Origin of the sequence: Trinickia mobilis, from assembly GCF_017315705.1 — a bacterium.
Lineage (GTDB): Bacteria > Pseudomonadota > Gammaproteobacteria > Burkholderiales > Burkholderiaceae > Trinickia_A > Trinickia_A mobilis.
Window position 1 is genome coordinate 82,932 of the sequence record NZ_JAFLRF010000016.1, and the last position, 12,431, is coordinate 95,362.

General features: G+C 65.5%; 8 protein-coding genes. 3 read left to right on the plus strand and 5 right to left on the minus strand.

Annotation, left to right across the window (positions count from 1 at the left end; translation table 11 throughout):
* Window positions 1-43 precede the first annotated feature (43 nt).
* Entirely contained in the window at window positions 44-724 is a 681-nt protein-coding gene (locus J3489_RS21695; RefSeq protein ID WP_207001510.1) for a PspA/IM30 family protein, read from the minus strand.
* 438 nt (window positions 725-1,162) lie between these two features.
* Window positions 1,163-1,732, minus strand: a complete 570-nt coding sequence (locus J3489_RS37735; protein WP_242540190.1) for a plasmid mobilization protein — start codon at window positions 1,730-1,732, stop codon at window positions 1,163-1,165.
* A gap of 523 nt (window positions 1,733-2,255) precedes the next feature.
* On the opposite strand from J3489_RS37735, the gene J3489_RS21705 reads away from it, so the two are divergent.
* A complete protein-coding gene (locus tag J3489_RS21705) occupies window positions 2,256-4,727 on the plus strand; it encodes a penicillin-binding protein 1A (protein WP_207001512.1) in 2,472 nt (823 codons plus the stop codon).
* A gap of 216 nt (window positions 4,728-4,943) precedes the next feature.
* Here J3489_RS21705 and J3489_RS21710 read toward each other — a convergent pair whose 3' ends face one another.
* The 3 genes from J3489_RS21710 to mfd all read right to left on the minus strand — a co-directional run bounded on the left by J3489_RS21710 (window position 4,944) and on the right by mfd (window position 10,977).
* Complete coding sequence (locus J3489_RS21710; protein WP_207001514.1) at window positions 4,944-5,957, minus strand: threonine/serine dehydratase family protein; 1,014 nt, start codon at window positions 5,955-5,957, stop codon at window positions 4,944-4,946.
* Between the two features lie 56 nt (window positions 5,958-6,013).
* Entirely contained in the window at window positions 6,014-7,270 is a 1,257-nt protein-coding gene (gene argE / locus J3489_RS21715; protein WP_207001516.1) for an acetylornithine deacetylase, read from the minus strand.
* A gap of 218 nt (window positions 7,271-7,488) precedes the next feature.
* Entirely contained in the window at window positions 7,489-10,977 is a 3,489-nt protein-coding gene (mfd, locus tag J3489_RS21720; RefSeq protein ID WP_207001518.1) for a transcription-repair coupling factor, read from the minus strand.
* Window positions 10,978-11,145: 168 nt separating this feature from the next.
* Between mfd and ispD the strand changes: the two genes are divergently transcribed.
* A complete protein-coding gene (gene ispD, locus J3489_RS21725) occupies window positions 11,146-11,871 on the plus strand; it encodes a 2-C-methyl-D-erythritol 4-phosphate cytidylyltransferase (RefSeq protein WP_207001521.1) in 726 nt (241 codons plus the stop codon).
* Between the two features lie 47 nt (window positions 11,872-11,918).
* Window positions 11,919-12,407, plus strand: a complete 489-nt coding sequence (gene ispF, locus J3489_RS21730) for a 2-C-methyl-D-erythritol 2,4-cyclodiphosphate synthase (RefSeq protein ID WP_207001523.1) — start codon at window positions 11,919-11,921, stop codon at window positions 12,405-12,407.
* Window positions 12,408-12,431 lie beyond the last annotated feature (24 nt).

The following is a 12,431-nucleotide window of genomic DNA, read 5'->3' on the forward strand; positions in this document are numbered from 1 at the left end:
GGCGGCTGACGCAAGCGGCGTCAGCGGCAGCGCCGTTGCGGCGTCACTCCGCCGGCGTATTCAACTGCTTTTTCAGCGCTTCGAGGCGATCCTCGACCGACGGGCCGCGGTTCAGCGCGGCGAGCTTGTCGTCGAGCGCCTTGCCGCTTGCGGTATCGGCCGAATTCAGGCGCGCATCGGAGCGCGCGTTGGACAGCTCGACTTTGTCTTCGAGCTTCTGAAAGTCTTCCGACAGGTTCTTGCCGCCGATGCCGCCGAGCGCGGTCGCGGCGACGTCCTTCGCCTGCGCGATTTCCTGCTTTGCTTGCAGGATGCTCGAGCGCGCGTTGAGGTCGTTGCGACGCTGGCGCATGTCGGCGATCTGCGACTTCAACTGAGCGACCGACGGTTCGAGCTTGGCGAGCTCGCTCGCGAGCGCATCGCGCTCGGTTTCCGCATTCGCCTGCGCGGCGAGCGCTTCGCGGGCGAGGCCTTCGTCGCCCGTTTGCAGCGCGCGCTTCGCGCCGTCTTCGTACTTCTTCGCCTTTTCCGCAGCCACATCGTGCTTGCTTTGCTGCGTGGCGACCTGCGCTTCGATCTCGATCAGCGAGTTTTCCGCCTTGGCGATGCTGTCGTCGAGCTCGCGCACGATCTGGCGCGCGTCGCGCGACGGGTCTTGCACGGAATCGGCAGCGTCGTTCAAAAGACCTTTGACCGTGCGCGAAATGCTATCGAAAAGCGACATGAATTCCTCCGTGGATTGAAATCGGCGCCAAAGCCGAATAGCGCTGCGAGCAATCGATACTTTACGCCGGTGCGCCGTTGCGCCGCATTGCGTGCGCCGCATGGACGCACGCGACGCTGATGTCGGGGCAGGCGGGCGAATTGCAATAGTCGTGCGGCCATTTTATGAGGATGCCGTGACAGGCGCGCCTGCGCTCGGTGCATAAGTGTCAGTGTGATTCGTGCTTTACGCGGCGGATATTACAGCATGCGATCGCTTAAAAAATGCTTAAACGCACGCTGCGTATCGATTTCAGCGGATGGCGAAGATTTTGGGCGTCGCAGGATCAAGCGAGGCAAACGGTAAAAATACGCCATGGAATCCGGCATGAAAATGGAATGCTTTAGCGAATCGCCCCTTTAATCCGTTATGAATACTTTCGATTTGAAAGCATTCACATCAAGCGAAACTGCCACCTTCTTCGGCGGCGCCGGGGACGTCGCCGTCAGCCGAATTGGAGGCAACTTCGGCGCCGGATCCGTCGGTCTCGATCCGCGCTTGCGGCGGGCTGAGCTTCGGCGGGACCGCTTTCGGAGCGGCAGCTTTGGCGGGCGGACGCGTCTGCTCCGCCGCTTTTTTTGCCGTAACCCTTTCGACCGCTTCCTGCGTGAAGCGCGTCTCGTCGTTGGCCTTGGCGATCGCACGCGCGACCGACGCGCCGAGCGAAGCGCGCGGCGGGGTGCCGTCGTCGGGCCGGTCCGCCGAAGCCGCCGGCGCCGCATGGCGCACGGCGGGCGCTCCTTTCGCCACGCGCCGCAAGGTCTCGTTCAGCGCATTGGGCGCTTGCGGCGCATGGAGACGGTCGACGATGCTCGCCGCCTTGACCTGATCGCCCGTCGCCTCGAATTCGAGCACGGCACGCCGGATCAACTCGCTCACGCTGATGCCAAGACGCTGCGCGCTCGTCGAAATGGCGAGCTTCTGCGCAGGCGTGACGAAGATGACGATGCGTTCACTGGATTTGTTCATGGTCGGCTCGCGGGCGTTCGTTCGACTCTGATGCGCTAGACGTTGTGCGCCTGACGGCGGGCGGTGCAGAACGTTTTCCATCATAAGGCGAGTTCAGGAGGCGCGAAACGTGCAGCCCGCCAAATGTCTGCGGCATCAACGAGTTGATGACGTTTTCTGCCTTTTTTCCACAGGGCTTTCAACATATTCTGTTGATAAGTTAGGCCGATCGCCCCGGTCTGTGCGGCAGCCCTCGGTACGGCGGCACAGGGTCCGACCACTAGGGAATTCTTACAAAAAAAGTTTGTTGACAGCCGTCCGGTTTTATTAAAATGCGCTGTTGCATCGCACGTCTGGCTCCGTGCGGCGGGCTTCGCCGGGGGGCGGAGCGCTGCCGGGCAGGTCTCGAAAATACAGCCGGCCTAAATGGACATACGGGACACGCGTGCCACGCACGCACGATGCCATGACGTTACGATCACGATCCACTCGCGCGCAAGCCAGCGCGCACTAGGCGCGGCGAGCCGCGTCCAACTTTCCAGTCATGCCTATCATTAAACGACCGCAATCCTCGCAAGAATCGGCAGACGACCGAGATCACAACCGACGCAGCACCGAACGCCCATCCGCACCGCGCGGCCGCTCATTTGGCGCGCGCATCGCGCTCACGTTTGCGGGTCTGTTCGCGACGCTCGCTGTCGTCGGCGCGCTGATCGTCGGCTACGCGCTCGTCGTGATGGCGCCGCAGCTGCCGTCGCTCGACGCCTTGACCGACTATCGGCCGAAGGTGCCGCTGCGCGTCTATACGGCGGACCACGTGCTGATCGGCGAGTTCGGCGAAGAGCGCCGCAGCCTGGTGCGTTTCCAGGACATTCCGGACATGCAAAAGAAAGCGGTGCTCGCGATCGAGGACTACCGCTTCTACGAGCACGGCGGCGTCGATTTCATCGGCATCCTGCGCGCGGGTCTCGCCGACTTCATGCACGGCGGCGCATCGCAGGGCGCGAGCACGATCACGATGCAGGTGGCGCGCAACTTCTTCCTGTCGAGCGAGAAGACCTACACGCGCAAGATCTACGAAATGATGCTCGCGTACAAGATCGAAAGTGCGCTCACGAAGGATCAGATTCTCGAGCTCTACATGAATCAGATCTATCTGGGCGAGCGCGCCTACGGCTTCGCGGCTGCGGCACGGGTCTACTTCGGCAAGGACCTGAAAGACATCACGCTCGCCCAGGCGGCGATGCTCGCGGGCCTGCCGAAGGCGCCGTCCGCGTATAACCCGATCGTCAATCCGAAGCGCGCGAAGATCCGCCAGGAATACATCCTGAAGCGCATGCTCGACCTGAACTACATCACGCAGGCGCAATACGACGAAGCGGTGAAGGAAGAGATTCACACCAAGGCCGCGGGCAACGAGTACAGCGTGCATGCCGAGTACGTCGCCGAAATGGTGCGCCAGTTGATGTACGCGCAATACAAGGACGAGACCTACACGCGCGGCCTCTCGGTCGTCACGACGATCGATTCGGCCGACCAGGACGCCGCGTATCGCGCGGTGCGCAAGGGCGTGATGGACTACGAGCGGCGCCACGGCTATCGCGGCCCGGAAGGCTACATCCAGCTCCCGGGCGACGCCGACGACCGCGATCAGGCGATCGACGACGCGCTCGCCGATCACCCCGACAACGGCGAGATCGTCGCGGCTGTCGTGACGGCGGCGAGCCCGGCGTCGGTGACGGCGCAATTCGTCGACGGCACGACCGCGACGGTGAAGGGCGATGGCCTGAAGTTCGTCGCGGCCGCATTGAGCCCGCGCGCGAACCCGACGCAGCGCATCCGGCCCGGCTCGATCATTCGCGTGATGCCGGGGGCGAAGGATGGCGAATGGCAGATCACGCAGTTGCCGCAGGTGGAGGGCGCGCTCGTGTCGCTGACGCCTCAGGACGGTGCGATTCGCGCGCTCGTCGGCGGCTTCGACTTCAACAAGAACAAGTTCAACCACGTGACGCAGGCGTGGCGCCAGCCGGGTTCGAGCTTCAAGCCGTTCATCTATTCGGCCGCGCTCGACAAGGGCCTCGGGCCGGCGACGATCATCAACGATGCGCCGCTGTACTTCCCGCCGAGCACGCCGGGCGGCGACCCGTGGGAGCCGAAGGACGACGACCAGCCCGATGGCCCGATGCCGCTGCGCGTCGCGCTCGAGAAGTCGAAGAACCTCGTGTCGATCCGCATCCTCTCGTACATCGGCACGAAGTACGCGCAGGACTACGTCACGCAGAAGTTCGGCTTCGATCCCGACAAGACGCCGCCGTACCTGCCGATGGCGCTCGGCGCGGGTCTCGTCACGCCGCTGCAATCGGCGGGGGCGTACAGCGTGTTCGCGAACGGCGGCTACCGGATCAACCCGTATCTGATCGCCGAAGTCGACGACGCGCGCGGCCAGCCGGTCTCGAAGGCGCAGCCGATCGTCGCCGGGCAGAACGCGCCGCGCACGATCAGCGCCGCGAACGACTACATCATGAACAGCCTCCTGCATTCGGTGGCGACGTCGGGCACGGGCGCGGGCACGAACGTGCTGCACCGTTCGGACCTGTCGGGCAAGACGGGGACGACCAACGATGCGAAGGACGGCTGGTTCGCGGGCTATCAGCCGTCGCTCGTCGCGGTCGCCTGGATGGGCTACGACCAGCCGAAGAGCCTCGGCAGCCGCGAATTCGGCGCGCAGCTCGCGCTGCCGATCTGGGTCGACTACATGGGACTCGCGCTGCGCGGCGTGCCGCAGCAGGAGATGCCGATGCCCGATGGCGTGACGACCGTCGACGGCGAGCTGTATTACGCGGACATGGTGCCGGGCAACGGCTTCGTTGCGAGCATCGGCCTCGAATCGGGGAACGCGCTCGCGGCGGCGAGCGATGCAGTGGGCAGCATCGGACCGGCGGGGCTTCAGACGCCGGACGTGTCGTCGACCGAGAAGCAGCAGATCATGAACCTGTTCGAGGACAACAAGCCTTGATCTGACATCACGCCACGCAACCCATGCGATGGATGCGGCCCGCGGAACGCGCGACTGAGCGCACCGCGGGCCGCTTCATTTTCAGCGTCGGAAGTCAGCGCCGGAATTCGTTGCGTGCTCAACCACTTACGCGATTAGCCCAGAGCTTATCAACAACTCTGTCAACACAATCTGTGGATAAGGGCAGGGCGGCGCAGCGGTGCGTGCAAACGCGCGTCAGGGCTTTGCGCTTTCGATCTGCGCCGCGAACGTCACCGGATCCGTATTGGTCCCGCACAACAGCAAGCCGACGCGCTTGCCCTGCAGCGTCTCGCGCAGCGGCCCGAGCAACGCCGCCGTAGACGCCGCGCAGGCGGGCTCCACCGCGAGCTTGAGATTAGCGAAGAGCTTGAGCATCGCCGAGCGCAATTCATCGTCCGACACGGTGACGAGGCGGTCGACATGCCGCCGGCAAAGCTCGTAGCTGTATTGCTCGGTATAAGGCGCCATCAGCGAATCGGCAATCGTATGCATCGTGCCCATCTTGACCGTGTGATTCGCGGCGAAGCTCCTGCCCATCGCATCGGCGCCTTCCGGCTCGACGCCATACACGTGCACGCGCGGATTGGCGAGACGCAGCGCCGTCGAGACGCCGGCTGCGAGGCCGCCGCCGCCGACCGGCAGGATCACCGCGTCGAGATCGGGGGTTTGCGTGGCCCATTCGTAGCCGAGCGTCGCGGTGCCGAGCACGGTGCGGTAGCCGTTGAAAGGATGCACGTAGTAGCGGCCTTCTTCGGCTTCGATACGGCGCACGAGTTCGAACGCCTCGGCGACCGTATCGGCCGTCACGACTTCCGCGCGATATTGCTTGCACAACGCGATGCGCGCGGAGCTCGCCGTGCGGAAGGTCACGACTTTTGCGCTGATGCCGAGACGCATCGCGGCGTACGCCACGGCCGCCGCATGATTGCCGCCCGACACGCACGTCACGCCTGCGCTGCGCTGCGCGGCATCGAGCGCGAGCAGGTTCGTGAACGCACCGCGCGCCTTGAAGCTGCCGCTCGCCTGCAGCAGTTCGAACTTGAAGTTGACGTGGGTGCCTTCGAGCGACGGAAAATCCTGACGCTCGAACACCGGCGTGCGCATGACCCACGGCGTGAGCGCGAAGTGCTGCGTGGCGATCGCGTCCAGCGTGGGGATCGGTTCGCCGTCAATCGTGTGATTCGTGTGCTGCGGCGTGGCAGTGGACATGGGCGTGTGTTTTGTTGGGGATCGGCGGTGCTCGGTCGCGCTAACCGGCGCACGCGTCAGGCGTGCGCCTCCACCGACATGCTATGGATGAACTTGCGTAAGAAGCGCTCACAGGCAACCAGCTGATCGAGTTCGACGTACTCGTTGGGCTTATGTGCCTGCTCGATGTTGCCGGGGCCGCAGACGATGCTCGGCACGCCGGCGAGCGCGAAGAGACCCGCTTCGGTGCCGTAGGCGACCTTGCGCTTCTCCTGATTCGCGGTGAGCGCGCGCACGAGCTGCGTGATCGCCGCCTGTTCCGACGCATCGAGACCTGGCGCCGCGGCGATCTTCGAAAACTCGATCGCGGCGTTCGGATGTTCGCGCTGCATCTGCGGCAGCAGCGTGCGCTGCGCGTAGTCTTCGATGCGCTTGAAGATCGGCTCGGGATCGAGCGTCGGCAGGTTGCGGAATTCGAACACGAAGCGGCACTCGGCGGGCACGGTGTTGAGCGCGTTGCCGCCTTCGATCGTGCTCGTCTGGGCGGTCGTGAACGGCACGTCGTAGAGCTCGTCGAAAGGACCCTCGGCGCGGAAGCGCTCGGCGATGTCGCGGATATGGCAGATCAAGCGCGCTGCGTATTCGATTGCGTTGAGCCCCTTCGGCGTCAGCGACGAATGCGCCGCATGGCCGCGCACGCAGCATTGGTACGCGTTGATGCCCTTGTGCGCGATGATCGGGCGCATGCTCGTGGGCTCGCCGACGATGCAGCCGTCCGGCTTCACGCCGCGCTTTTGCAGATCGGCAATCATGAGCGGCGCGCCGGCGCAGCCGATTTCCTCGTCGAACGACAGCGCAAAGTGAATCGGCTTTGCCAGCTTCGTCGCCTGCATCTCGGGCAGAAGCGCGAGCGCGGCGCCGATGAAGCCTTTCATGTCGCAGGTGCCGCGCCCGTAGAGCTTGCCGTCGCGCGTTTCCGGTTTGAAAGGGTCGCTGTCCCATGGCTGGCCGTCGACGGGCACCACGTCCGTATGCCCCGACAGCACGATGCCGCCGTTCGTCCCGCCGTCGTGCGCGGGCACGGTGGCGAACAAGTTGGCCCAGTGGCCGCGCGTATCGTGCGTGAGCGTCGCTTCGACGCCGCGCTCGCGCAACGCGTCGCGCACGGTTTCGATCAGGCCCAGGTTCGGCAAGCGGCTCGTCGTATTCATCGATACGAGACGCTCGACCCAAGGCAGGCTGACGGGCGACGGAGGAGAAGAAGCGGGGGAGGAAGGCTGCAGATGCGAGGAGGCGGGGGTGACGAGATGCGCCGTTTCAGCGATCTGTGACATGAGAAGACTCCGGCTCGTTAGTCTTTCGATCATACCGAAAAATCAGTGCGCCCCAAAGCGCTCGCGAGGCGGCGAACGCTCTTTGCGCCGCGAGCGAGGTACGGCGCTTGCGACCGGCAGGGAGTTTGCGCGGGGCGACTCTCGCCGGGCGGCCATCGGCGCGCGGCGATCGCAGGGAGAGGATGCGATGCGGCAGTGCAGCGTCGGCGCTGCTTCGCTCAGCGTGCCGTGGCAGCCGCCTGCGCGCCTTGCTTCGACGGCGTGCCGAGCGCGCGCAGCGTCTCCTTGACCGTCGAGACGCGCACCGCCAGATCGGGGCTGCGCGTCTCGATGCGCAGCTTGTCCTGGCCGGCGAGCTTGATGTGCTTGTGCTTTTGCACCATCTCGATGATCCGCATCGCGTCGATCGGCGGGTTCGGGATGAACTGCAGGCCGATCACGGCCTCGCCTGCGTCGATCTTCGAAATGCCGAGCGGCTTTGCCGCGAGCCGCAACCGATGCGTCTCGATCAGCGCATGCGCCTGCTGCGGCATCTTGCCGAAGCGGTCGATCAGCTCTTCCTGGATGTTGTCGATCGCATCGTTGTGCTCGCAATTCGCGAGGCGCTTGTAGAGCGACAGGCGCTCCTGCACGTCGCCGCAATAGTCGGCAGGGAGGATCGCCGGCGCGTGCAGGTTGATTTCGGTGGTGGCGGCGAGCGGTGCGGTCAAGTCGGGCTCGCGGCCGTCTTTCAGCGCTTTCACCGCGTCGTTGAGCATGTCGGTGTAGAGCTGGAAGCCGATCTCCTGGATCTCGCCCGATTGCTTGTCGCCGAGCACCTCGCCGGTGCCGCGGATCTCGAGGTCGTGCATCGCCAGATAGAAGCCCGAGCCGAGCTCTTCCATCTGCTGAATCGCTTCGAGCCGGCGCTGCGCCTGCTTCGTGAGCGCCTGCGGATCGTGCACGAGCAGATAGGCGTACGCCTGGTGGTGCGAGCGCCCGACGCGGCCGCGCAACTGGTGCAACTGCGCGAGGCCGAACTTGTCGGCGCGATGGATGAGGATCGTGTTCGAGCTCGGCACGTCGATGCCGGTTTCGATGATCGTCGTGCACAAGAGCACGTTCGCGCGCTGCGCCACGAAATCGCGCATCACGCGCTCGAGTTCGCGCTCGTGCATCTGTCCGTGCGCGACGGCAATGCGCGCTTCGGGCACGAGTTCTTCGAGCATCGCGCGGCGGTTCTCGATCGTCTCGACTTCGTTGTGCAGGAAGTACACCTGGCCGCCGCGCTTCAATTCGCGCAGCATCGCCTCGCGGATCACGCTTTCTTCCTCGCGCCGCACGAAGGTCTTGATCGCGAGGCGCTTTTGCGGCGCGGTCGCGATCACCGAGAAATCGCGCAGGCCTTCGAGTGCCATGCCGAGCGTGCGCGGAATCGGCGTCGCGGTGAGCGTGAGCACGTCGACTTCGGCGCGCAGCGCTTTGAGCGCCTCTTTCTGCCGCACGCCGAAGCGGTGTTCTTCGTCGATGACGACGAGGCCGAGCCGCTTGAACTGCACGTCGGACGAGAGCAGCTTGTGCGTGCCGATGACGATGTCGACGCTGCCTTCGTTGATCTGTGAGATCGCCTGGTTCACTTCCTTGCCCGACTTGAAGCGCGACAGTTCGGCCACGCGCACGGGCCAATCGGCGAAGCGGTCGGAGAAGGTCTGCGTGTGCTGTTCGGCGAGCAAGGTGGTCGGCGAGAGGAGCGCGACCTGCTTGCCGCCCATCACCGCGATGAACGCGGCGCGCAGCGCGACCTCGGTCTTGCCGAAGCCGACATCTCCGCAGACGAGCCGGTCCATCGGCTTGCCGCTCGTCATGTCGCCGATCACGGCTGCGATTGCCGCGGCCTGATCGGGCGTTTCCTCGAAGCCGAAGCTCTCGGCGAACTTCACGTAGTCGCGCGGATCGAGCTTGAACGCGTGGCCTTCGCGCGCCGCGCGGCGCGCGTACAGGTTCAGCAGTTCGGCGGCGGTATCGCGGATCTGCTGGGCGGCCTTGCGCTTCGCTTTTTCCCACTGGCCCGAGCCGAGCGAATGCAGCGGCGCGCTTTCCGGATCGGCGCCGCTGTAGCGCGAGATCACATGCAGTTGCGCGACGGGCACGTAGAGCTTGCTGTCGCCCGCGTATTCGAGGTGCAGGAACTCGGTGTCGCCTTCGCCGAGGTCCATCGTCGCGAGGCCCATGTAGCGGCCGATGCCGTGCTGCGAATGCACGACCGGGTCGCCGAGCTTCAGCTCCGACAGATCGCGCACCATCGAGTCGACGTTGCTCGCCTGTTCCTGCCGGCGGCGTCCGGCGCGGCGCGCGAGCGGGCCGTACAGCTCGGTCTCGGTGACGATCGCGTAGCCTTCGCCCGGCAGCGCAAAGCCGTTGGCAAGCGGCGCGACGCCGAGCGCGAAGCGCTCGTCGCTCGTCAGCCAATCTTCGAAGCTGTCGCTCGACGTGGGGCGCACGTGGTTTTCGGCGAGCAGCTGCGCGATGGTCTCGCGGCGGCCCGCGGATTCGGCGGCGAACAGCACGCGGTTGGGCGTCGCGTCCAGATAGGCGCGCAGTGCCAGAACGGGATCCTCGGCGTGGCGGTCGATCGCGAGATTCGGCAACGGCGTGGCCCATGCGCCGCCGCCGTTCATGGGCAGCACGAGCCGCCCGAACGGCTTCGCGAGGGTGTAGAAATCGTCGTCGGTCAAAAACAGGCGCTGCGGTTCGAGAATCGGGCGCTCGCGGTCGTGCGACAGGAAGTTGAAGCGCTGCTTCGTATCGGCGGTAAAGCGCCGGATCGCGCTGTCCAGGTCGCCGACGAACGCCAGTTGCGCGCGTTCCGGCAAGTAGTGAAAGAGGGTGGCCGTCTCGTCGAAAAAAAGCGGCAAGTAGTACTCGATGCCCGCGGACGGCACGCCGTTGCCGATGTCCTTGTAGATCGGCGAGCGGCTCGGGTCGCCTTCGAACTCCTCGCGCCAGCGGCTGCGAAACGCGGTGCGCGCCGCTTCGTCGAACGGAAATTCCCGGCCCGGCAGGAGCCGCACGTCGCCGACCGGATAGAGGCTGCGCTGCGTATCGGGATCGAACGCGCGGATCGAGTCGACCTGGTCGTCGAACAGATCGATCCGGTACGGCAGCGGCGAGCCCATCGGATAGAGGTCGATCAGCGAGCCGCGCACGCAGTATTCGCCGGGCCGCACGACCTGGCTCACGTGCTCGTAGCCGGCGAGCGTCAATTGCGCTTTGAGCTTCCCCTCGTCGAGGCGCTCGCCCTGCGCGAACGAAAACGTATACGCGGCCAGGAACGCGGCGGGCGGCATCCGGTAGAGCGCGGTCGTGGCCGGCACGAGCAGGATGTCGCAGCGGCCCTCGCCGAGATCGTGCAGCGTCGCGAGCCGTTCGGACACGAGGTCCTGGTGCGGCGAGAACGTGTCGTAGGGCAGCGTCTCCCAGTCCGGCAGCACGCGGATGCGCGCGTTCGGCGCGAAGTAGGCGATTTCCTGGGCGAGCCGCTGCGCGTCGACCGCGCTCGCGCAGACCACGGCGAGAAGCGGCACCTCTTCACGCCACGTCAGGTGATAGCGGGCGATGAGAAGGGCGTCGGACGAGCCATGCGTGCCGTCGAAAGCGAAGCGCTGGCCGGGCTTGACGAGCGCGACGGGCGAGGAAGACGGCGAAGACGGTGCGGCGTTTGGGGACATAGATGAAGAGGTGCGGCCGTTAATACAGGCGAAACCACCCGGCACAAGCGGAATCCGCAAGTCTACGCGGGTCTCGGCAATCAGGCGAAGGCCTATTATAAAATCCGTCCTTTACTTTTGACTTCGCGGCTCGCTTACCCTGCAACCTCATCGACCTCAGTGACTTCCGTGACCCCGCGTCTTTTCGCCCTGATTCCCTGCGCAGGCACCGGCAGCCGTTCCGGCGCCCCGATGCCCAAGCAATACCGGACCGTCGCCGGCCGCGTCCTGCTGCACTACACGCTGGCCGCGTTCGACGCGTGCAGCGAATTCGCGCAGACGCTCGTCGTCATCGCCCCCGACGATCAGCACTTCGACGCACGCCGCTTCGCCGGCCTGCGCTTCGCCGTGCGCCGTTGCGGCGGCGCTTCGCGCCAGGCGTCGGTGCTGAACGGCCTGACCGCGCTCGCCGACTTCGGCGCAGCCGACACCGACTGGGTGCTCGTGCACGACGCGGCGCGCCCCGGGATTACGCCGGCGCTGATCCGCTCGCTGATCGCTGCGCTGAAGGACGATCCGGTAGGCGGGATCATGGCGCTGCCGGTCGCCGATACGCTCAAGCGCGTCGACGCCGGCACGGGCGAGCATATCGCCCGCACGGAATCGCGCAACGGCCTGTGGCAGGCGCAGACGCCGCAGATGTTCCGCGCCGGCATGCTGCGCGAGGCGATCCTGCGCGCGCAGCAGGATGGCCACGATCTGACCGACGAGGCGAGCGCGATCGAATGGCTCGGCCACGCGCCGCGTCTCGTGCAGGGAAGCCTGCGCAACTTCAAGGTCACGTATCCGGAAGACTTCGATCTCGCGGAGGCGATCCTCAGCCGGTCCGCGAGCCGCCACACTGCCGGCGCTTGATCGAGCACCCCCTATCCTGCAACTCACTCGAATAAACGGACTCACGGATGGATTTCAGAATCGGACAAGGCTACGACGTGCACGCGCTGGTGCCGGGGCGCCCGCTCATCATCGGCGGCGTGACGGTGCCGTACGACCGGGGCCTGCTCGGCCACTCGGACGCCGACGTGCTGCTGCACGCGATCACCGACGCGCTTTTCGGCGCGGCCGCGCTCGGCGACATCGGCCGCCACTTTCCGGACACCGACACGCGCTTTGCCGGCGCGAACAGCCGGGTGCTGCTGCGCGAGTGCGCGGCGCGTATTGCGCAGGCGGGCTTTGCGATCCAGAACGTCGACAGCACGGTGATCGCGCAGGCGCCGAAGCTTGCGCCGCACATCGATGCAATGCGGGCGAACGTCGCCGAAGATCTTGGCTTACCGCTCGACCGCGTGAACGTGAAGGCGAAGACCAATGAGAAGCTCGGCTATCTGGGGCGAGGCGAGGGAATCGAGGCTCAGGCGGCGGTGCTGCTCGCGCGCGTCCAGCCGAAATGAAGGTCGTGCGGTCACGCCAAGAAT